15 protein-coding genes are annotated in these 22,393 nt (G+C 65.2%); 7 read left to right on the forward strand and 8 right to left on the reverse strand.

The features are described 5' to 3' along the window. The first annotated feature begins 47 nt into the window (after window positions 1–47). Genes tssM through tssA form a run of 4 tightly spaced genes read left to right on the forward strand, consistent with a single transcriptional unit; the run spans window position 48 to window position 6,732 of the window. Window positions 48–3,851, forward strand: a complete 3,804-nt coding sequence (gene tssM / locus ACQ4WY_RS16790) for a type VI secretion system membrane subunit TssM (protein ID WP_436505012.1) — start codon at window positions 48–50, stop codon at window positions 3,849–3,851. Further along, window positions 3,848–4,831 (forward strand): type VI secretion system-associated protein TagF, encoded by a 984-nt coding sequence (gene tagF / locus ACQ4WY_RS16795; protein WP_436505013.1) that lies wholly within the window; start codon window positions 3,848–3,850, stop codon window positions 4,829–4,831. Before tssM ends, tagF begins: the two co-directional genes overlap by 4 nt. 2 nt (window positions 4,832–4,833) lie before the next feature. Then, on the forward strand, window positions 4,834–5,646 hold the full coding sequence (locus ACQ4WY_RS16800; RefSeq protein WP_436505014.1) for an OmpA family protein: 813 nt from the start codon (window positions 4,834–4,836) through the stop codon (window positions 5,644–5,646). 48 nt (window positions 5,647–5,694) lie between these two features. Then, entirely contained in the window at window positions 5,695–6,732 is a 1,038-nt protein-coding gene (tssA, locus tag ACQ4WY_RS16805) for a type VI secretion system protein TssA (protein ID WP_436505015.1), read from the forward strand. A 13-nt stretch (window positions 6,733–6,745) separates the two neighbouring features. Here tssA and tssH read toward each other — a convergent pair whose 3' ends face one another. The 8 genes from tssH to ACQ4WY_RS16845 all read right to left on the reverse strand — a co-directional run bounded on the left by tssH (window position 6,746) and on the right by ACQ4WY_RS16845 (window position 16,112). After that, entirely contained in the window at window positions 6,746–9,406 is a 2,661-nt protein-coding gene (gene tssH, locus ACQ4WY_RS16810; RefSeq protein WP_436505016.1) for a type VI secretion system ATPase TssH, read from the reverse strand. A gap of 55 nt (window positions 9,407–9,461) precedes the next feature. Continuing rightward, window positions 9,462–10,547: a type VI secretion system baseplate subunit TssG gene (gene tssG, locus ACQ4WY_RS16815; protein ID WP_436505017.1), complete on the reverse strand. Its 1,086-nt coding sequence runs from the start codon at window positions 10,545–10,547 to the stop codon at window positions 9,462–9,464. Continuing rightward, window positions 10,511–12,355, reverse strand: coding sequence for a type VI secretion system baseplate subunit TssF (tssF, locus tag ACQ4WY_RS16820; protein ID WP_436505018.1), 1,845 nt, complete (start codon window positions 12,353–12,355; stop codon window positions 10,511–10,513). The genes tssG and tssF overlap by 37 nt, the downstream gene beginning before the upstream one ends. 2 nt (window positions 12,356–12,357) lie before the next feature. Then, window positions 12,358–12,849 (reverse strand): type VI secretion system baseplate subunit TssE, encoded by a 492-nt coding sequence (gene tssE / locus ACQ4WY_RS16825; RefSeq protein WP_035817453.1) that lies wholly within the window; start codon window positions 12,847–12,849, stop codon window positions 12,358–12,360. A gap of 95 nt (window positions 12,850–12,944) precedes the next feature. After that, the gene (locus tag ACQ4WY_RS16830; RefSeq protein WP_035817450.1) at window positions 12,945–13,436 is read right to left on the reverse strand and encodes an Hcp family type VI secretion system effector; all 492 of its coding nucleotides are present in this window, start codon (window positions 13,434–13,436) and stop codon (window positions 12,945–12,947) included. A gap of 33 nt (window positions 13,437–13,469) precedes the next feature. Further along, entirely contained in the window at window positions 13,470–14,954 is a 1,485-nt protein-coding gene (gene tssC, locus ACQ4WY_RS16835) for a type VI secretion system contractile sheath large subunit (RefSeq protein ID WP_353657911.1), read from the reverse strand. 1 nt (window position 14,955) lies between these two features. After that, entirely contained in the window at window positions 14,956–15,465 is a 510-nt protein-coding gene (gene tssB, locus ACQ4WY_RS16840; RefSeq protein ID WP_436505019.1) for a type VI secretion system contractile sheath small subunit, read from the reverse strand. 74 nt (window positions 15,466–15,539) lie between these two features. Next, on the reverse strand, window positions 15,540–16,112 hold the full coding sequence (locus tag ACQ4WY_RS16845) for an outer membrane protein assembly factor BamD (RefSeq protein ID WP_436505020.1): 573 nt from the start codon (window positions 16,110–16,112) through the stop codon (window positions 15,540–15,542). Window positions 16,113–16,401: 289 nt separating this feature from the next. Here ACQ4WY_RS16845 and tssK point away from each other — a divergent pair, with 289 nt between their 5' ends. Genes tssK through ACQ4WY_RS16860 form a run of 3 tightly spaced genes read left to right on the forward strand, consistent with a single transcriptional unit; the run spans window position 16,402 to window position 22,355 of the window. After that, window positions 16,402–17,748, forward strand: coding sequence for a type VI secretion system baseplate subunit TssK (tssK, locus tag ACQ4WY_RS16850; protein WP_436505021.1), 1,347 nt, complete (start codon window positions 16,402–16,404; stop codon window positions 17,746–17,748). A gap of 9 nt (window positions 17,749–17,757) precedes the next feature. After that, on the forward strand, window positions 17,758–18,540 hold the full coding sequence (gene icmH / locus ACQ4WY_RS16855) for a type IVB secretion system protein IcmH/DotU (RefSeq protein WP_436505022.1): 783 nt from the start codon (window positions 17,758–17,760) through the stop codon (window positions 18,538–18,540). Further along, window positions 18,540–22,355 carry a type VI secretion system Vgr family protein gene (locus ACQ4WY_RS16860; RefSeq protein ID WP_436505441.1) on the forward strand — a complete coding sequence of 1,272 codons (3,816 nt, stop codon included), beginning with the start codon at window positions 18,540–18,542 and terminating at the stop codon, window positions 22,353–22,355. The genes icmH and ACQ4WY_RS16860 overlap by 1 nt, the downstream gene beginning before the upstream one ends. Window positions 22,356–22,393 lie beyond the last annotated feature (38 nt).

The following is a 22,393-nucleotide window of genomic DNA, read 5'->3' on the forward strand; positions in this document are numbered from 1 at the left end:
GACGTCCCATTCACGCACCTTAACGGTTTGCACACTATAAAACTATGATGCAACGATTCTGGCACTTCCTGACCTCACGCACCAGCCTGCTCATCCTCGGCATCGCGGCCGCCGTCCTGCTGCTGTTCGCATGCGCCGTCATTTTCGACTGGCCGGCCATCCGGCTGCTGCCCTTGCTGGCCGCGGCGGCGCTGCTGGGCACCCTGCTGTGGTGGCTGCGGCGCCGCCGTCGCAGGCGCGAGGGCGCCAGCTTCAACAACATGCTGGAGCAACAGGCAGCCGGCGCCGCGCCCAAGGCTGGCCCGGTGCAGCGCGAGGAAACCGAAGCCATCCGCAAGCGCATGCTCGAAGCGATCAATACCATCAAGACCTCGCGGCTGGGCCAGCTGTCGGGCGATGCCGCGCTGTATGAACTGCCCTGGTATATGATCATCGGCAATCCCGCCGCCGGCAAGAGCACGGCGATCGCCAATTCGGGCCTGCAGTTTCCTTTTGTCGATAGCAAGATCGTGCAAGGCATGGGCGGCACCCGCAACTGCGACTGGTTTTTCACCACCGACGGCATCCTGCTCGACACGGCCGGGCGCTACGCCATCAACGATGAAGACCGCGCCGAGTGGTTCGGCTTTCTCGGCCTGCTGAAAAAACACCGCAAGCGCGCGCCGATCAACGGCATCATCATCGCCGTCAGCATTGCCGAGCTGACCGGCAGCAAGCCCGAATTTGCCATCGAACTGGCCAAGAACCTGCGCCAGCGCGTGCAGGAACTGACGGAAAAGCTGGAAGTCCATGCGCCCGTGTACGTGGTATTCACCAAGGCCGACCTGATCACCGGCTTCAGCGAATTTTTCCAGGATGCCGAGCGCGCCGAACGCGACAAGGTCTGGGGCGCCACCCTGCCCTACAGCGTCAACAGCTCGAAGCAGGATGTGCTGGAGCAGTTCGACCAGCGCTTCGACGAGCTGTACGATGGTCTGAAGGACCTTAGCCTGGCCAGCATGTCGCTGCTGGGACGCGAGCGCATGCCGCCCGGTGTCTTCACCTTCCCGCTGGAATTCAGTTCCGTGAAGGGGCCGCTGCGCGCCTTCATCGCCACCCTGTTCGAGGAAAATCCCTTCCAGTTCAAGCCCGTCTTCCGCGGTTTCTATTTCACCAGCGCCCTGCAAGAAGGCGCTTCCGTCTCCGCCTCGTCGGAACGGGTGGCGCAGCGCTTCGACCTCAAGCCGCAGCCGCAGGAACACAAGGCGGTCCAGGTCCAGGACCAGCACGGCTACTTCCTGCTGAACCTGTTTCGCAAGGTGATCTTCGCCGACAGGGAACTGGTGGCGCAATACGCCAGTCCGCGCAAGACGCGCTTGCGCTATGCCACGTTTTTCACCGCCATCGCGCTGGCCGGCCTGGCGCTGGGCGGCTGGAGCTGGTCCTACCTGGCCAACCGCCAGCTGGCGGCCAACGTGCAAGCCGACCTGGAGCAGGCCATCAAGGTGCAGGACAAGCGCCTGGACCTGCAGTCGCGCTTCCAGGCCCTGGAAATCATGCAGGACCGCATCGAGCAGCTGGAATCGTACCGCAGCAAGCGGCCGCTGGCGCTCAGCCTGGGCCTGTACCAGGGTGACTTGCTGGAGCGCAAACTGCGCGAGGAGTATTTTTCCGGCCTCAAGGAAGTCATGCTCGCGCCGGTGGCGCAGTCGCTGGAGTCGTTCCTCGCGGAAGTGAACGCCGGCGCCGACCGGCTGCAGCCGCTGACGGCCGTGCCAGCCGCGCCAGCGACAACCGCTACGCCGGCCGCCGGCGCCGTGCCGGCCGGCACGACGGCCGCTACCGCAGTCAGTACGGCAGCCAGCACAACAAGCCAGCCCTTCAAGGACGCCGCGCCGACGAATGTGGAGGATGCCTACAATGCCCTGAAAACCTACTTGATGCTGGGCGACAAGTCGCGCGCCGAGGCCGGTCACCTGAACGACCAGCTGACCCGCTACTGGCGCGGCTGGCTCGACGCCAACCGGGGCAACATGCCGCGCGAACAGATGATCCGCAGCGCCGAGCGCCTGATCTCGTTCTACCTGACGCAGATCGACGACCCGTCCTGGCCGCAGATCGAGAACAAGCGGGCCCTGGCCGACCAGTCGCGCGACAGCCTGCGCCGCGTGGTGCGCGGCATGCCGGCGCGCGACCGCGTGTATGCGGACGTGAAGGCGCGCGCCGCCACGCGCTTCCCGTCGATGACGGTGGCGCGCATCGTTGGCGAGCAGGACAAGGAACTCGTGCTGGGCAGCTACGCCATCCCCGGCACCTTTACGCGCGACGCCTGGGAAAAATACATCCAGCAAGCGTTCCAGGAAGCGGCCAACCGCGAATTGCAAAGCGCCGACTGGGTACTGAAGACCGCGTCGAAGGATGACCTGACCCTGGAAGGCAGCCCGGAACAGATCCAGAAGGCGCTGGTGGAGCTGTACAAGACCGATTACGCCAGGGAGTGGCAGAAATTCATCCAGGGCGTCAGCATCCGCGAATTGAACGGGTTCGACAACGCGGCGCAGGCGATGAACCGCCTCGGCGATCCACAGGGCTCGCCCCTCAACAAGCTGATCGAGACGGTGTACCAGGAAACCTCGTGGGACAACCCTTCGCTGCTGGGACAGGGATTGCAGCGCGCCCAGCGCGGGGCGATGGACTGGTTCCGCGAAACCGTGCTGCGCCAGAAGCCCGCCGCCACGGCGGTGGGCCAGGCCGGCAGCGCCATGCCGATGGGGCCCGTCGGGCGCGAATTTTCCGGCGTGGCGCGCCTGGTGGTGGCGCGCGACAAGGAAGCCTCGCCCATGCGCGGCTACCTGGCGGCCCTGTCGAAGCTGCGCGTGCGCTTCAATCAGATCAAGAACCAGGGTGACACCGGTCCCGGCGCCAAGCAGCTGATGCAGCAGACGCTCGACGGCAGCGGCTCGGAGCTGGCCGACGCGCTGAAATACGTGGATGAGCAGATGCTGACCGGCATGAGCGACCAGCAAAAGCAAGCCATCCGCCCGCTGCTGGTACGCCCGCTGATGCAGACGTTCGCCGTCATCGTCAAGCCCACCGAGACGGAGATCAACAAGGTTTGGCTGGCCCAGGTGCTCGAACCGTTCCAGAAAACCCTGGCGCCGAAATATCCGTTCGCGCCCGACTCGCGCATCGAGGCGAGCAATGCCGACATCGGCCAGGTATTCGGCCCGGAAGGCGCCATCGCCAAGTTCTTCAACACCACCATCGGCCCGCTGGTCGTGCGGCGCGGCGACGCCATCAGCGCCAGGACCTGGGCCGCGATGGGCATCACCCTGGCGCCGCCGGTGGTGGCCAGCCTGCCCGGCTGGGTCGCGCCACTCAGCGCCAACGGCGTGGCCACGGCGGCCGGCGCCGCCGAAGCGCAGACGCGCTTCGACTTGCAGGCGCTGAGCGCGCCCGGCGCCACCGAATATACGATCGAGATCGATGGCCAGGCGCTGCGCTGGCGCGGCCAGCCGCAGCCCTGGGTGCACATGGTCTGGCCCAACCCGCAGGGCGTGCCCGGCTCGCGCATCAGCGCCATCACGCCGGAAGGGCGCACCGTGGTACTGCTGAACGAACCGGGGCATTTCGGCCTGAAGAAGATGATCGACTCGGCCAGGCGCACGCGCAAGGAGGGCGGCGTATTCGAACTGAGCTGGGAAAACAGCGGCGTCACCGTGATGGCCAACCTGAAGATCGTGGCCGCACCCGCGCCGGCCGCCACTTCCGCCTCCGCCGGCAACCAGGGTTTCCGTGGCCTGAAACTGCCGGAATCGGTGGTCATCGGCGCGCCGGAAACCGCTACTGCCATTGCCGGGAACACGCCATGAGCCGCCCTACCGTTAGCCAGATCGGCTATTTCGGCAAGATCCCCAGCCGCGGCGACTTCATCAAGCACGGCGACAACCCGGCCCTGCTGAAGATGCTCGATGAGTGGCTGGCCAACGCCATGGAACTGATGACGGCCGATGCGCGCTGGAAGCTCACCTACGATGCGCTGCCGCCGCTGCATTTCGCCTTCATCGGCCCGCGCCGCGGCCGCGCCATCGCCGGGCATATCGCCGCCAGCAGCGATGCCTCCTCGCGCCGCTTTCCCTTCCTGATGATGGGCGCCATGGAAGTGGCGCAGCCGGCCGGCTTCGTGCCGACCAGTCCGCTGGTGCTGTCGCGCCTGTGGAACCGCCTCGATGCCATGAGCGCCGAGATGTGCGGCGCGGCAGCCGGCGCCGCGCTGCCGGCAGCCGCCGCGGGCGCCAGCATCGAACTGGACCTGCGCGGCAGCGCCTACGATGCCGCCTTCGACGATTTCCTCGGCTTGCAGACGGTAGGCGCGCTCGACGCCCTGCTGGCGCCCACGGGTTTTGGCGGTTCCGTGCGCCAGGTGCTGCTGGCTCTGGGCATGCTGCTGCAGCCCGTCATGGCCAGCAGCTCCAGCCGGCTGGAAAAAAGCCTCGAACTGCCACTGCCGGCCGACCCGCTGTACCGCAACCTGGTGGCGGCCTTCTGGATGCACCTGATCGCCCCGTTCCTGGCGCGCGCCGACTTCGAACTGGCGCTGTTCATCACCCGCATCCGCGGCCGCCATGCGCTGGTGCTGGGCTTTTGCGGCGCCTCGGCGCAAACCCTGCACGCCATCATGGAACCGCAGGCGGCGCTGGAGCACCACATCGCCTTCGACGACCTGGCCTGGGTCGAGGAACAGGCCGACAGCGACTACGCCATCAAGAAAGCCTCGGCCTACCTCGCGCAAGCCAACCTGTCACTCAAATCGGCGCACGACACGTTTCGTGCGACCTTCATCGGGACCTGATCATGCGCCACATCCGCCTTGCCATCCTTCTCAGCCTCATATGCGCGCCGGCCGGCGCCTACGCGCAAAGCGCCGCCGCGCCGGCGGCCACTGTCTCGGCGCCGGCCGCCACCACGCCGCAACCGGGCCAGGTCCTGGCCAGCGGCACGGTGCCGGACGAAGCTGCCAAGGCGGCGGTGCTGGTGCGCCTGCGCGAGCTGTATGGCGCCGACAAGGTGGTCGACCAGATCGCCGTCGGCCAAGTCGCGCAGCCAGCAAACTGGAACGCCTATGTGCAAAAGCTGCTGACGGCGGACCTCAAGCAGATTCGCCGCGGCCAGCTGAAGATCGAAGGCAGCGTGGTCAGCGTGCGCGGCGAAGTGGCCAACGAGGCGCAGCGGCAAAAGATCGCCAGCGACTTCGCCACCAGCCTCAATCCCACATACACCGTCAACAACGGCTTGCGCGTGTCCGCCTCCGACCAGAACATCCTCGACGGCACGCTGGCCAACCGCACCATCGAATTCGAGAGCGGCAAGACCACGCTGACGCCGTCGGGCCGCGCCATCCTCGACGAAATGAGCGCGGCGCTGCACAAGCTGGCGGGCCGCAAGGTGGACATCATCGGCCACACCGACAACCTGGGACTGCGTGCCAGCAACCAGAACCTGAGCCAGGCGCGCGCCGAGGCGGTCAAGAGCTACCTGGCCGGCAAGGGCATCGAAGGCGACCTGCTCAGCGCGTCCGGACAAGGCCCGGACCGTCCCATCGCCAGCAATGACAGCGCCGATGGCCGCGCGCGCAACCGCCGCATCGAATTTCGCATGGTCCAGTAAGGCCGCCGCGCCTCCAGCAAGCTATCCGCCCCACTGCCGAGAACACACATGATTTCAGCCGACCAGCTCCTACTTCCCATCAGCGCCGAGCAGCCATGCGGCATCGACCTGTCCTTCTCCCCCGACTTCGACGCCATCGGCCAGGCGCGCAAGTTTGACGACCCCACGCTCGACCAGGGCGAGTGGGTCACCGACCTGAAGGAAGCCGACTGGGCCTTTGTACTGCAGCGCTGCGCCGCCCTGCTGGGCGAAAAGAGCAAGGACTTGCGGCTCGCCGCCTGGCTGACCGAAGCTTGCGCCAGGCAAGACCATTTGCGCGGACTGGGCGAAGGCTATCGCCTGCTGGCCGGCCTGCTGCGCCAGTACTGGGACCTGGGCCTGTACCCGCAACCCGATGGCGACGACCACGAGCAGCGCATCGGCAACCTGAGCTGGATCCTGGCGCGCACGCCGTCCCTCGTGCGCGCCATGGCCGTGACGGACAAGCAATCGGGCGGCTGGTCGACGGTCGACTTCGAGACGGCGCGCAAGCGGGCCGCCAGCAACCAGGATGGCATCAACGGCACCAAGCTGGTGGATATGGAGGCGGCGCGGCGCGGCACGTCGGCGCAGTTCCGCGCCGCCTTTGCCGCCGACGCCCAGTTCTGCCTGGACGCGCTGGCCGAGCTGGAACAGGCCGTCGACAGCCGCCTGGGCAGGGATAGCCCGGGCTTTTCCATGGCGCGCGAGGCGCTGCAGGCGATGCAGCTCGCCCTACCTGCCCCGGCCGCGGCCATCCCCGCCTCCAGCGTAGCCGCCGCGCCGATGCCGGCCGGCGCCCAAGCGGCGGGGGCCGCCGTGCCGGCGCTGCTACCGGCGGCGCCCGGCGAGCTGCAGAGCCGCGCCCAGGCGCTGGCGCAGCTGCGCCAGGTGGCGCAGTACTTCCGCCAGACGGAACCGCACAGCCCTGTCTCCTACTTCGCCGACAAGGCCGCCAACGCGGGCGAGCAGAACCTGCACGAATGGCTGCGCGGCGTGGTCAAGGACGGCGCCTCGCTGGCCCACATCGAAGAGCTGCTGGGCATTGCGCCCGGCAGCGGCCACTGAGCCGGCTTGACGCTTATTTGATCGTATACCGGAACTGCCCCTGCTTGCCGGCGCTGGCCTTGATGCGGCTGATGCCCTGCCCTTCCGCCATGCGCACCAGCACGGCTTCGGCGATTTCCGGCAGCAGGCTGCCATTGAGGATATTGTCGACATTGCGCGCGCCCGAATCGACTTCGGTGCAGCGCGCCAGCACTGCCTCGACCAGCGCCTCGTCGTAGACGAACTCGGCCTGGTGATTGACGGCGATGCGGGCGGCGATCCGGCCCAGCTTCAGGCTGATGATACGGGCCAGCACATCGTCGCCGAGCGGATAATAGGGAATCACCTTCAGGCGCCCCAGGAACGCGGGCTTGAAGACCTTCAGCAGCTGCGGGCGGATGGCCAGCTCCAGCTGCTCCGGCGTCGGCATCTGCTCTTGCGCCAGGTTCAGGCACGCCTGCATCATGGTGGCCGACGCCACGTTCGAAGTCAGGATGATGATGGTATTTTTAAAATCGATCTCGCGTCCCTCGGCATCGTCCATCACGCCCTTGTCGAAAACCTGGAAGAACAGCTCCATGACATCGGGATGCGCCTTTTCCACCTCGTCGAGCAGCAGCACGCTGTACGGATTGCGGCGTACCGCCTCGGTCAGCACACCGCCTTCGCCATAGCCGACATAGCCGGGCGGCGAACCCTTCAGCCCCGACACGCTGTGGGCTTCCTGGTATTCGCTCATGTTGATGGAAATGAGCTTGCGTTCGCCGCCGTACAGCACGTCTGCCAGCGCCAGCGCCGTTTCCGTCTTGCCGATGCCGGACGGGCCGACAAACAGGAACACGCCCTTCGGCTTGTCCGGGTCGTCCAGGTTGGCGCGCGCCGTGCGCACGCGCTGCGCCACCGCCTCGATCGCATGGGGCTGGCCCAGCACGCGCTCCTGCAGCAAATCCTTCAGCCGCAGCACCGTCTTGAGTTCATCCTTGACCATCTTGCCCAGCGGGATGCCGGTCCAGCCGGCGACGATTTCCGCCACCACGTGGCCATCGACCTGCACCGGCACCAGCGGCGTCTCGCCCTGCAGCGACGCCAGTTCGGCCTGCAGCGCCAGCAGCTCGCGCCCCTGGCCCGCGTCGGCCGGCGTGCCCTCCTCGAGCTGCCGGCGGATCGCCTGGATCTGTTCCGACAGCGCCTTTTCGCTATCCCAGCGCGCGGCCAGCTGCGCGTGCTCCTGCGTGGCGGCGCCGCGTTCGGCGTCGAGCCGCTGCAGCCGCGCGCCGTGGCGCGCGCCACCGCTCTCCTCGCGCGTCAGGGCCGAGGCTTCCGCATCGATGCGCTCGCGCCGGCGCGCCACGCTGTCGAGCAAGGCCGGCGTGGCGCTCTGCCCCAGCGCCACCCTGGCGCAGGCCGTGTCGAGCACGCTGATGGCCTTGTCCGGCAACTGGCGGCCCGCGATGTAGCGGTGCGACAGGCGCACGGCCTCGGTGATCGCCTCGTCGAAGATGCGCACCTTGAAATGCTGCTCCATCAGCGGCGCCATGCCGCGCAACATGGCGCACGCCAGCTCCTCGCTCGGCTCCTCGATCTTGACGACCTGGAAGCGGCGCGCCAGTGCGGCATCCTTTTCAAAATATTTTTTGTATTCGCCCCAGGTCGTAGCGGCGATCGTGCGCAGCTCGCCGCGCGCCAACGCGGGTTTCAGCAGGTTGGCCGCATCGTTCTGGCCGGCGCTGCCGCCGGCGCCGATCATCGTGTGCGCCTCGTCGATGAAGAGGATGATGGCGTGCGCGCTCTTGCCCACTTCGGCGATGACGTTTTTCAGGCGGTTCTCGAACTCGCCCTTGACGCTGGCGCCGGCCTGCAGCAGGCCCATGTCCAGCGTATGGATTTCCACGCCCTGCAAGATGTCGGGCACGTCGCCCTGCACGATGCGCAGCGCCAGGCCCTCGACCACGGCAGTCTTGCCGACGCCGGCCTCGCCCGTCAGGATGGGATTGTTCTGGCGCCGCCGCATCAGGATGTCGATCGCCTGGCGGATTTCCATGTCGCGCCCAATCACGGGATCGACCTTGCCGGCGCGCGCGCGTGCCGTCAGGTTGACGGTGAACTGGTCCAGCGCCGGCGTTTTCGACGCCGCCGCACCGCCTGCCAATTCCCCCACGGGATCGCCGCCGGCGTCGCCCGCTTCATCCTGCCCTGCGGCAGCCACGCCGGCTTCCTGCGAACCCTCGGTCAGCTTGTCGAGCCCGTGCTTGATCTCGTCGAGCTTGAATTCGTGGAACAGCGCCGAGCCCCGGTAGGCCAGCTGCGCCAGTTCCGGCTCGGTCAGCAGCGCCTGCAGCAGGTGACCGCTGCGGATGCTCACCTGCCGCCCGGCCCGCAAATCGAGCGAAGCGATCAGCCAGGCATGTTCGAACAGCTTCGGCAGGCGCACGGAAAACACGGGCGTGCGGGCGTTGCCCGTCTGCAGGCGCGCCACTTCGGCGCGCAAATCCGCTTCCAGCATGCTCACGCTGACGCCGCTCCTGCGGGCAATCAGCACGAAATCGCTGCGCGGCTGCTCCAGCAACGCGAGGAAGACGTGCTCCAGGTCGACTTCATACTGCCCCAGGCTGACGCAAAGACTGGCCGCGCGCGTGGCGGCCGTACGGCAGGTGTCGTTCAACTTGCTGATCAATGTTTTCAGGTTGATGCTCATGGGGCGGCGGTCCTTGTCGGGTGATAGTTGGCGAAATCGATGGCGTGACTTGTGTTCAAGCCAGCGCATGCAGTTCATAGCGGACATCGGCGCGGTCGCGCGCCTCGCCGCCGGTGATCAAAAAACTGTCCCAGCCCAGCCGTCCGCCGCTGCGCGGCACTGCCAGCGTCATGCCCTGCACATCGGCGGCGCGCAGCACCAGCTGCACTTCGTATTCCAGGCACAAGCCGGTGAACATGGCGAGCATATTCTCAAGCGCGAGTGCGGCCGCGCCGCCAGGCAGGAAAGCGTCGAAGTGGCAGCGGGCCAGCGGGCCAATGGTCAGCCGCAGGCGCAAGTCGCGCTGCCAGACGCGCGCACCGACCATGGCGGTGGCGCCCAGCAAGGCGTTGCTACCACCCAAGGTGCTTTGCTGCTCGCGCGGCACGTCGTACCAGCAGCCGACAAACTGGCTGACGGCGATGCGCTGCCCGAAATACTCGGACAGCACCTGGCCGATCAGCACGGCCGACGGCGGCCGGTGGCGCATGGCGGCGGCGAAAAATCCCACCGATTCGTCGAGCACGCCCGTGCCGTCCCCCGCCAGGCGCTGGCGCAGCGAGGCGTTGCCCAGCCCCGCCAGCGACAGCAGCAGCGGCAGGAACTGGTCCTTGCCGTCGAGCTGGTATTTGAGCTCCAGCCGGTACTTGCGCCAGGCTTCATAGAACAAGGCCAGGGCGCGGTTCGAAAACGTGTCGAGAAAGGCGCGCGGCCCCTCGTCCTTTTCATACAGCTGATGCGTGGCGATGCGTTCCGTATAATGCAGCGGCAGCGCGCCGGCGACGCCGAGAAAACCCATGAAGGCCGGCGTAACGCGCACGTATTTCAGCTGCCCGCTGCGCAGCGCCGCGTCCAGGGCGCTGACGTCCGTGGCCAGTTCGCGCGGTTCGGGCGCCAACACTTCGATCTGGCTGGGAGCGAAGTCGAGCGAGACGGAATTCTGAAAGCGCAGGAAACTGGCCACCGCATCGTCGTGCGGCAAGCCATTGCGCCTGAGCCACAGCTCCAGCATGCGTACCGCCTGGAAGTACTGGAAGCGGTAAGGCTGGGCAAACAGGCGCTCGATTACACTAGGCTCGAATCGCCGCTGCGTGGTTTGCATCGCCACAGCTCCTCTCCTGATTTTTTTGCCAGCACCACCAGTTGCGTGAAGCTGTTCGCATGCACATACAAGCCCAGGAAGCACTCGATCACATGCGCAAAGGCGTGGATGCCGCTGCCGACGAAAGCCTCTTCGTCTATCGTCAACCGCACTTCGACGCCGCGCACCAGGCAGGCGAAGGGATTACCTGGCAGCCAGGCATTGACGGCCTGGTGGGCGACGGCGGTGATGCCGCGGATTTGCCGCTGCGAAGTGGCCGAGCGCGGCAAGTCGTACAGGGTCAGCATTTCCTGGAACGCTTCCAGGCCGCTGCCGGCCAGCGACAGGTGATTCAGCGACAAATGCGAAATCAAACGCCAGTGAGCGCCCCGTCCCCGTTCGAAACGGTGCGACTCGCTGGGTTTGCGCAGCAGGCTGATGCTGCGCACGCTGGAGCCGCCTTCGAGGAACAGGTCGCCGCCGTGCAAGCCGTAGGTCAGCTGCGCCGGCAAGTCGCGGTTGGTGCAGCTCAGCTCCAGGCTGAGCGTATCCGTTTCTACCGCGGCCGGATTGAAATCGATGTCGACAATCGAGATCTGCGTTTCGTAGCCGGGACTCTTGCCGGCGATGATCTCGTCGCGCCGCATGACCCAGTAATGGCCATCCCTGGCCGGCGTCTCGCCATGGCGCAGTGAATAGAATGGACGGAACTCCACCACGGATTCGCCCTGCGGCGTCTGCCGCACCAGCTTGACCGAGTCGATGGACTGCACCTCGAACGCATAGGCGCGGCGCGCATCGGCCAGCACGGGATAGCTGGCCGCCATATGCGTGAGACGGATAGGCTCGCCGCGCTGGCGGAACAGGTTGACCACGGGCGTGCAGCCCAGCAGCAGGTTATGCGTGTTCATCGTGCCCAGCAGGCGCGCCGTATTCGAATCGGTGCGCAAGCCGCTCAGCGCCAGGTGCAAGGTGATGCGGCGGCAGCCGGACGGCAGCGCGGCGCACAGCGCGCCGAGATCGATGTCAAAGAAATTGAATTTTTCGGGAAAGCAGAAATACTCGGTCAGCAGCCGGTAGGCCGGATGCGAGCGGGCGGAAAACGGGATCAGCGCATCGTCCTCGGCAAAGCCGGCGCTGCGCACCGGAATGCCGTCGAGCGCGACCCAGCTACCGCTGCCGTCCGCCTCGGCGTAGGCCTTCACGGTGCGCATGAACAGGGCGTCGCGCAGCGCCGCGCAAAACGAGGGCTGGCCATCGATGAACACGCGCAGCGACGCCAGTCCCAACTGGCCCAACGATAACTGCGCGGCGCTCGACTCGATGGTGATGCGCACGCCCGACGTGGCATTCGCGGGCAGCAGCACCTGTTCCGGCGCCTCGATGATGGCGGAAAACGCGGCATGCGTGAGCGCCAGCGGTGCCACCGTCACGGGGTAGGCCGTGCGGAAGGTGCAGGCCACGCCCTTCACCGGGCGCGTCGTCAGCTCCGTGCCGCGGGCTATTTCCGCAGGCGCCGTCAGCTGCGCCGCCGCGGCGGCGTAATCCATGTGCGCGATCGAGCACGAGGGAAAAGGCCGCAGATAATGCGGATACAGCACCTCGAACAGCGCTTCGGTGAACTCGGGATAATCGTCGTCGATGCGCTTCGAGATGCGCGAATTGAGAAGCGCGAAGGATTGGATCATGCGCTCGATGTGCGGATCCTCGCACACCTCGCCGCCCATCAGCAGGCGGCCGGCGATCTTCGGGTAGCGCTCGGAAAATTCGCGCGAATAGCGGCGCAGGAAACCCAGTTCGCGCTCGTAGTAGGGCAGCAATTCTTCCAAGGTCAGGCTCCCGTGGACGCGGCGCGGCGCCCCTTGCTGATCGTGTAATGCAGGCTGGAAGGCTGCAGGATGGCGTCGAAGCTGACCGGTTCGTGCGCCGCATGCACCACCAGCAGCGCGCTGATGGCAAAATTGAGGCGGTTGATCGAGCCTTCCTCGATTTCCAGCGATGCGCGCACCTGGCGCAAGCGCGGCTCGTGGCGGGCGATGGCCTTTTCCAGGCACTGGCAGATATAGGCGCGGTCGTCCGTGCTCGACAGGCTAAGCCCGGCGAAATCGTTCAAGCCGTACGTGATGATCGACTTGCCGCACTCGGGAAAGGGTTTGAGCAGCGCCTCGGGCAGCACGGCGCGGGTGTTGAGCAGCGCTTCGAGATCGCGCGCCACGGTGTCTTTCAAGTCTTCGAGCGAGAGGCGCGAGACGGTGCCGCTGGAGGCGCCGTGCACGGGCGTATCCATCAGGCGGTCGAACAGGCCCGGCGTAAAACCTTTCATGGGTTTCCCGTTTCATGGGTGGCGTGGACACCGCTGCCGGCGGCCAGGAAAGCCAGCGGCGGCAGCGCGCCGCTGGCATACGCGGTCAGATACGGTCAGGCTGTCTTGTTGGCCGACAGATCCCAGCCGCCGGAGGTGTTACCACCCGAACCGCCACCCACTTTTTGCTGCGTGTACTTCCACTTGACCTTCGAATACTTGAGTGCCAGGTCTTCGCCAAGAATGTCGCCCGCAGCCACCGACGGCGCCACGCTGCTGATCATCACATTCTCCAGTTCGATTTCGAAGTACTTGATGCGCTCGCCCTGGCCATCGGCGCGCAGGAACTCGAGCTTGGCTTTCGGGATGGTCTTGCCCGAGGAGCAAGTTTGCAGCAGCAAGGGACTGGCAAGATCGGCCATCTTGGCGATGACGATATCCTTGTGCTCGGTACGTTCGGCGGTATGACCGCCGCCCGTCGAGGCGGTCGCCGATTTGGGTTGCAATACTTGCCACTGGACCGACTTGCATTCGATCCAATCTTTGTGGCTGTTATCCGTGGATTCGCCTTTGATGCCATCAATTTGCAAGTATACGTCGATTGCCATGTTATTCCTTTCAAGGATGTGAAGAAAAATACATTACGATTTGGTCGACTGCGGAAGCTCCGCGACCAAACGGAGTGAAACGGACAATTCGTCCAGCTGGAAATGCGGACGCAAGAAGGACACGGCGCGGTACACGCCGGGACGGCCCGGCACTTCCGACACCTGCACCGACGCTTCGCGCAACGGAAACTGGGCTTTCTGTTCCTGGCTGGCGTTATCGTCGAGCAACACGTACTGCGTCAGCCAGCGGTTGAGGAAATCTTCCACGTTGGAGGCGGCGGCAAAGCTGCCGATCTTGTCGCGCATCATGGCCTTCATGTAGTGGGCGATGCGCGACACGGCGAAGATGTATTGCAGCTGCGCCGACAGCACGGCGTTCGCGTTGGCGGCGTCGGTATTGTATTTTTTCGCCTTCTGCGCCGACTGGGCGCCGAAGAACGCGGCATAGTCCGTGTTCTTGCAGTGCACGAGGGAGATGAAGCCCAGGTCGCTCAATTCCTTTTCGCGGCGGTCCGTGATGGCGATCTCGGTCGGGCATTTCAGCGCCACCTCGCCCTCGTCCGTCTTGAAGGTATGCGTCGGCAAGTCTTCCACCAGGCCGCCCCCCTCCACGCCGCGGATCGCCGCGCACCAGCCGTAATCCTCGAAGGCGGCCGTCAGCTTGGTGCCGAAAGCGTAGGCGGCGTTGCACCACAGGTACTTCTGATGATCGGTGCCGTCGACGTCCTCGACGAAATTGAAGCCGTCGACGGTGGCGCCATCGAGCGGATTGAACGGCAACCGGCCCAGGAAGCGGGGCAAAGTCAGGCCCACGTAGCGTGCGTCTTCCGATTCGCGCAAGGATTTCCACTTCGCATACTCGACCGTGTCGAATACCTTGGCCAGGTCGCGCGGCTTGCCCAGATCGCTGTAGCTTTCCAGGCCAAACAGTTCTGGCGACGCGGACGAGATGAACGGCGCGTGCGCGGCGGCGGCCACATGCGACATCTGTTCGATGAAATACATGTCTTCCGGCTGGCGGCTGAATTCGAAGTCGCCCAGCAAGGTGCCGAACGGTGCCCCGCCAAAGGTGCCGAATTCCTCTTCGTAGACCTTTTTGAACATGGTCGACTGGTCGAACTCCAGCGCGCTCTGGAAATCCTTGACCAGTTCGCGCTTGGTCGCGTTCATCATCTTGATTTTCAGATTCGTGCCGGTGGCCGTGTTCTTCACCAGGTAATGCAGGCCCGTCCAGCTGCTTTCCAGCTTCTGGAATTCGGGAGCGTGCATGATGGCGCTGAGCTGCGCGGAAATGAGCTGGTCCAGTTCGGCCACGCGGGCATCGATGGTGGCGGCCAGGTTATTCGATACCACCACCGTGCCATCCATGACCTGGCTGACCAGTTCGGAAATCAGATCCTTGGCGCGGGCGTGTTCGACGCTGGACTTGGCCACCTTGCTCTGCTCGACGATCTGGTCAAGCAAGTCGATTTCGGCGGTGCCGGCGGCGCTCAATGCGGGGGTCAGTTGTGCGGACATATCAATCTTTCCTGACGTGGGAATGTTGTTCCAGCTGGGCCAGTTTTTCCGTGCTGTTGAGCACGTCATTCAGGATGTCTTCCAGCTTGTCGTTGCCGGCCAGCTTGTTGCGCAGGTCGGCCAGCTTGGTGCGCGCCTCGAGCAGCTTGCGCAGCGGCTCGACCTGCTCGACCACCGCTTCCGGGCGGAAATCGGCGATCGCGCGAAATTTCAGCTCGACGCCGAACTGACCGCCACCGGCGCCCAGTTCATTGGGCACGCGGAAGGTGGCGCGCGGCTCGATGCCCTTCATCACTTCATCGAAATTATCGCGGTCGATATCGACGAACTTGCGGTCCTTCAGGCGCTTTTGCTCGAGTTCGGAATTGCCGCCGAAATCACCCACCACGCCCACCACGAAGGGCAGCTCCTTGTTTTCGATGGCGTCGCCGATCTCGACGTCATAGGTCATCTGCACGCGTGGCGGGCGTACCTTTTGCAAGCGCTTCTGCACACTATCTTTTTTCGACATGACATCCCCTTCCCAAAATGTTGGCGGCATCGGCGATGCGCCTGTTGAACTGCGGCGTACCTGTGCCTGGCTGGCTACTTCAGGGCATTGAATGGATTGGCGCTGCCCTCATCGGCAGTGCGCTTGCTTGGCTGTTTGCGGGATGCGCGCACGGGCGGCTTGTCCGGTGGCGGCACCAGCACGGTTTCGCCCAGGCTCTCGCGCAGCAGCTTGGCCAGGTCCTGCGATTCCGCACGCAGCGGACCGGACAGGTTGTTCTGACGGCTCAGGTCGGCCAGCGCCCGCGTCGACAGGCGCAGTCCGCTAATGGCGATCACGCTGTTGGCCAGCTTGTCGGCAGGATCGCGCACCAGCACTTCCTGGGCATTGAGGATGGCTTCACCATACTGGCCGGCATCGTAGCGGCTTTGCGCCATGCGCACCCAGGGCTGCTTGTCGGCGGGCGCCGTGGCGGCGGCCTCCTGCCACAGCGCCAGCGCCGCCGCCTTGTTGCCCGTGTCCACCGCCTGCGTGGCCTTGGCCATCAGCTCCTCCAAGGTCGGCGCCACGACGGGCGGTGCTTTGGCCACCGGCGCCGTACTGCAGGCGCTGAGGGTAAAAGCACAGGCGATAACTGCAAGAGTGCGTAGCGAAACCGAGCGTGTCATGTTGAGCTTTCCTTCAAAAAAGAAGACCGTTTTGGGGACTGAAAAGTTGCTTTTTATAGTTGCCAATTATTTATTTTCCGGAGCGTAGCATGATTTGAAAATTCACTGCGTTCAATAGAAAATACGCGAAAACTCACACTTCTGATGCTAAAAACCTACAGTACGCACCATTCTTCAAGATAATGTTAAGGTTCTTGCAGTTGCGAAAAAAGCACCAAGTTGCGCGATGCGAGGCATGATTTTCAGTCGCTGCCGCGCGCCTCACTGTGTCTGGTATAGAGGGCAATCCATGAGCATGGCAAAAAAATTGTTATGGGGCGAAGGGCTGTTCCTGCGGCCCCAGCATTTCCAGCAGCAAGACCAGTATCACGAACAGCGCCTGCACGAGAGCGTCAAGGCGCTGCATCCGTATGCGTGGGGGGTGAACCAGTTGCAGATCGACCGCGATGCGCTGGCCAACAACAGCTTGCGCCTGCTGGAACTGTCGCTGGTCTTCCAGGACGGCGAAATCTACAATGCTGCCGGAAGCGATGAACTGCCCGACGCGCTCGACCTGGGCAACTTGCCGTCGTCGCTGCAATCGGTGACTTTCCACGCCGCCTTGCCGGCTTTCAAGCCATTCGGCGGCAACTTCGCCGCCAGCGGCCAGCCCAACAACGCGGCGCGCTACGCCCAGGCCAATCTCAGCACGCCGGACCTGTACACCCAGGCCGCGCAGGCCGAACTGACCTACCTGAAAAAAACCCTGCGCCTGGTCGCCGATTCCGAACCGCGCGATTCCTACGTCAGCTTCCCCCTCCTGCGCCTGCGGCGCCTGTCGACGGGCGGCTTCGAGCAAGATCCGGCCTTCGTACCCCCCAGCCTGTCCATCCGCAGCGCGCCCCTGCTGTTCCTGCAGCTGCGCCGCCTGATCGACGCGCTGCAGGCCAAGGTCAACGCGCTGTATGGGCATCACCGCGAGCCGAGCAAGAGCGTGATCGAATTTCGCTCGGGCGACATGTCCTCGTTCTGGCTGCTGCATACGGCCAGCGCGGCCTACGCCTCGCTCAGCCATTATTTCCATCATCCGGCGCTGCATCCGGAGCGGCTGTACGAACAGCTGCTGGCCCTGGCGGGCGGCTTGATGACCTTTTCAAGAAGCCATGCGCTGGCCGACCTGCCGCCGTACCGGCATGCCGATCCGGGACCGTCGTTCGCCCAGCTGCACGCCATGATCCGCGAATTGCTCGACACCGTGATCTCGTCGAAATACTTCGCCATCGCGCTGACGGAAACCAAGCCGTCCTACCATCACGGCAAGCTGGACTCGGAAAAGATCGATGCCAAGACGGCGTTCTACCTGGGCGTGTCCGCCGACATGGCCGGCGTGGAACTGGTCGACGTGGTGCCGCTGCGCTTCAAGGTGGGCGCGCCGGACGATGTGGAAAAATTCGTCCTGTCCGCCCTGCCCGGGGTGCGCCTGCAGCATGCGCCGCAGGTGCCGGCCGCCGTGCCGGTGCGCCCCGACATGTTTTACTTCACCATAGAAGCCAAGGGCCAGATGTACGAACGCATGCTGCAGGCACAGTCGCTGCTGATCTACGTCCCTTCCGGCATGCGTGAACTGAAACTCGAACTTGTCGCCGTCACTTCCTGAGGTCTAACGATGCACTCCAGCGCTCCCCCTTCCCTGATGTCCGGCAGCCAGGCCGCCTATGCCTCCAGCATGGCTGCCGGTCCCGGCACCGAACACACCTTGATGGACTTGATGTACGACGGTTTTTACGCCCTGTTCATGCTGAAGAACGGCAGCGGGCCGCAAGACAATGCCGATTTCATCAGCAAGATGACGCACTTCCTCGATGAGTTCGGCCGCGGCGCGAAAAAACAGGGCGCCTCGGCGGACGACATCGACGCCGCAAAATATGCGTTCTGCGCGGCCGTCGATGAGATCATCCTGCGCTCGCCCTACAGCATCCGCGACGCATGGGCGCGGCGGCCGTTGCAGCTGGTGCTGTTCGGCGACCAGCTGGCCGGCGAAAACTTCTTCATCCGCCTCGAAGCGCTGCGCGCGCGCGGCAGCGCGCACCTGCAGGCGCTCGAGGTATTCCACATGTGCCTGCTCCTGGGCTTCCAGGGCCGCTATATCCTCGAAGGCCCGGAAAAACTCAACTACCTGACGGCGCGCCTGGGCGATGAAATCGCCCAGATGAAGGGCAAGAAAACCGGCTTCGCCCCGCATGCGGAGCGGCCCGACCAGATCATCCACAAGCTGCGCAACAACGTGCCGCCATGGGTGCTGTGTTCGGTGTTCGCCTTGATCTGCGCACTGGGTTACCTGGGGCTGCGCACCATGCTGGCCAAACAGACGGAAGCGCAGATCAATGCCTACAACGACATCGTCAAGCTGGCGCCGCGCGTGGCTAACCTGAGCATTACCCTGCCGTGATGGGCGGCGCACAACCAGCCCCCGCGGCAACGGGCCAGTTCGGCACCGGCCTGAGCCAGCATGCACGGCTCATCACCCTGGCCACGGCCCAGCAGTCCGGGCAGCCGGAATCGCTGATGGCGGAACAGTTCGAAGGCCGCGAGGCCGTCAATGAACTGTTCCGCTTCGAAGTCGATGCCCTGAGCACCGCCGCCAACCTGGACCTTGCCTCCTTCATCGGCGAGGAAATGACGCTTTGCCTGCTGCAGCCCGACGGCAGCCAGCGCGCCTGGCACGGCATCTGCACCGATTGCGCCTGGCTGGGCGCCGACGGCGGCGTGGCGCGCTACCGGCTGCGCCTCGAGCCGGCCCTGGCCCTGCTGCAGCTGCGCCGCGACAGTTATATTTTCCAGGACAAGAATGCGCGCGACATCGTCACGGAGCTGCTGGCCGACTACCCGCAGCTGCGCTTTGAATTCGACGTCAGCCAGGCGCTGGCCACGCGCGCCATCTGTACCCAATACCGCGAAAGCGACTTCGCATTCTTCGCGCGCCTGCTGGCCGCCGAAGGCCTGAGCTGGCGCTTCGAGCACGACCAGCCCGGCGGCGCGCAGGAAGGCGGCGATGGCCAGGCACAGGCCAGGCACAAACTGGTGATCTTCGACAGCAAGGCCACCGCGCCGCAGACCCCGGGCGGCGCCGACATGCGCTTTCACGGCGTGCGCGCCACCGATACCGACGACGCCATCGACCGCTTCGGCGCGCGCCGCCAGGTGCAATCGAATGCCGTCAGCATCAGCAGCTGGGACCCGGCGCAGGTGACGGCGCCCGCCGCCGAGCAGGTCTCCAGCCTGGAAGCCGGGCAGTTGCCGCAACTGGCCGTGTATGACGGCGCCGGCGAGCGCCTGCACGCCGACCGCGCGGCGGCAGGGCCACACAGCGAGCGCATGCTGCAAGCCCTGGAGCTGGACAACAAGCAGTTCGATGGCGCCGGCGCCGTGCGCCGCCTGGCCGCCGGCCACGCCATGCGCCTGCTGCAGCACGAGCAGCATGCCGATGGCGCCAACGCATTCACCATACTGTGGGCCGAGCACCAGGCGCGCAACAATACGGGGCCGGCCGGCGCCGGCCTGGGCGACATGCTGTCGAAATTGGCCAGGACGGCCGGCCTGGGCGGCGTCGCCGACTGGATCGCCGGCCAGATCGAACCAGGCACCTACCGCAACCGCTTCGGCTGCGTGCGCGCCAGCGTGGCCATCGTGCCGCGCGCCACCGCCGCGCGCGCGCCGGCCGTGGCGCTGGGTCCGCAGACAGCGCTGGTGGTGGGCCTGGCCGACAGCGTGGCCACCACGGGCCGCGACCACCAGGTGCGCATCCAGTTTGCCTGGCAGCGCGGCAGCGCCGCCAATCCGGGCGGCCTGGCGCACAACACCGACCAGCAGGGCAATGCGCCCGGCAACGAGGCGTCCGGCGCCTGGGTGCGCGTGGCCGAAGCACTGGCCGGCCCGAACTGGGGCTCGCAATTCACGCCGCGCCTTGGCACTGAAGTGCTGGTCGACTTCGTCGAGGGCGACATGGACCGCCCGCTGGTCGTCGCCCAGCTCTACACGGGCAGCGACACGCCGCCGTATGCGGCCGGCGAGAATTCGGGCGTCAACCACGCGGGCGTCCTGTCGGGCATGCACAGCCACAATTTCGACGGCGCCGGCTACAACCAGTGGGTACTGGACGATACCCAGGGCCAGCTGCGCACCCGGCTCGCTTCGAGCAGCGCCGCCACCGAGCTCAATCTGGGCTACCTGGTGCAGCAAGGCGCCAACTCGGCGCAACGGGGCAGCTACCGCGGCAGCGGCTTTGAATTGCGCACCGATGCCTGGGCCATGCCGCGCGCCGGCGAAGGCATGCTGATCTCGACCACGGCGCGCGCGCGCCAGGGCGCCAGCGTGGCGTCGAGCCAGCTCGACACCAAGGAAGCGCTGGCACTGCTGCGCGGCGCCTGTGAACTGAGCAAGACGGTGGCGACGTCGGCAAGCCAGCAAAAAGCCCTCGTCAGCAAGGATGCGAACCAGGCGCAGCTGGACATGGCGGCGCAGATCGACCCGCTGCAGGACGGCAAGTACCAGGCCAATGTCGGCGGCCAGGAAGCCAGCAAAGCGGGCAGCGGCACGCGTGCGCCTGATACGGCGCAGCCCGTGGAACGCTACGCCCAGCCGCTCGTGGTGATGGAGTCGCCCAGCAGCATCAACTGGGCCACGCCGGCGTCGACGGTGCTGTTCGCGGGCCAGCAACTGCACTGGACGGCGCAGGCCGACCTGCACATGACGGCCGGCCAGACGGTCGCCTCAGTGGCGGCCAACGCGGTCACACTGTTCAGTCAGGAAGGCGGCATCAAGGCCGTCGCGGGCAACGGTCCCGTCTCGCTCGAAGCGCATACCGACCAGCTGGAAATCCTTGCCGATCAAGCCGTCACGGTGATCTCCGTGAGCGACAGCATCGACATCAAGGCCAACCAGAAAATCGTCCTGCAGGCGGGACAATCTTCGATCACGCTCGAAGGCGGCGACATCACCTTCCGCTGCCCCGGTCATTTTACGGTCAAGGGCGGGCAGCATGTCTTCAACGGCGGTGCCAGCGTCGCCGCCGGCCTTCCACCGTTGCCGGACAGCCGCTTGAAACTGTTCGACGAAGGCTTCGTGCTGAAAGACCGCGACACGGGTGAACTGATGCCGCGCCAGCCGTATCGCGTCAAGCGCGCCGACGGCAGTATCGAAACGGGCATGACGGACGCCAGGGGCTTGACCCACATCGTGGCGGCTGCCGCCGTCGAGGCGCTGGTGATCGAACTGCTCAAATCGCCGGGCCAGGTGCCCGAGACGGAGGACAGCCCGCCCCCTGCGCCCACGTCGGACACGCGCTCCAAGGCGCCCGCGCCCGGCACGACGGCAAAGACGCCACCCAAGCCCGAGCCGAAATTCAAGGAAACGGGTACTTCCAGCACCAGCCCCGTCGATAACAAACAGCGCAAGGAAGTGCTGATCAAGCGCCCCGCCTGCTGGATCGCCGACTATGAAAAGGAGATTAGCGTCTCCAGCGTACCGCGCTACAACAACACCTTTGGCGCCAGCGGCGCGCCGCATAACTATTTCGACAATGTGCGCTACAAGATCTACGTGCCCGTCAAGTCGAATACCGGCATCATCGCCGAATTGCGCGTCAAGGTGATCACGGTGCTCGAGCCGGCCGACCAGGCGCTGGAAGACCGCGAGAAGGGTACCCCACAGGCCGCCACGCGGGCCAAGCAGCGCGCCGCCGTCATCAAGTACGTCAAGGGCATCGCCACCACGGGGCTGGAAAGCCACTGGAACAATAAATTCCAGATGAAAATCAGCGATCCCGAATGCGGCACGCGCGTCCTGCCCATCGTCTACCGCGTCGTTTATGTGGAGAGCAACGAGCACTACATCATGCAGATCCACAAACGCTATGACCGCGAAAGCGTGACGGGTACCATCATCGACGTGTCCGCCTCGACCGATGGCCAGACACACGCACATGAATTCGGTCACTGCTATGGCTTGCCGGATGAATACTCGTATGTGGAAGGCGACGACGAGACCGTCAAATACAAAAAGCCGGACGGCAGCTGGGATGCGCCCGTGCCTTCGCTCTCGGACGATGAGGAACCGGAACCGGCCGCCGCCAACATCATGAACTCGGCCGGCTCCATCGTCATCCGTGACCGGCATGCCTGGCAGATCGCCATCGAAGTACAGGAATTGCTACGGACGAAAATAGGACGGAAGATCAAATGCGATATCATCCTGAACGGCTCCTAATCGCACTGCTCGCAGTGTCCCTACAACTCCCAGGAAAC

This window comes from Janthinobacterium salmonicoloratum (assembly GCF_051380845.1).
Lineage (GTDB): Bacteria > Pseudomonadota > Gammaproteobacteria > Burkholderiales > Burkholderiaceae_D > Janthinobacterium > Janthinobacterium lividum_F.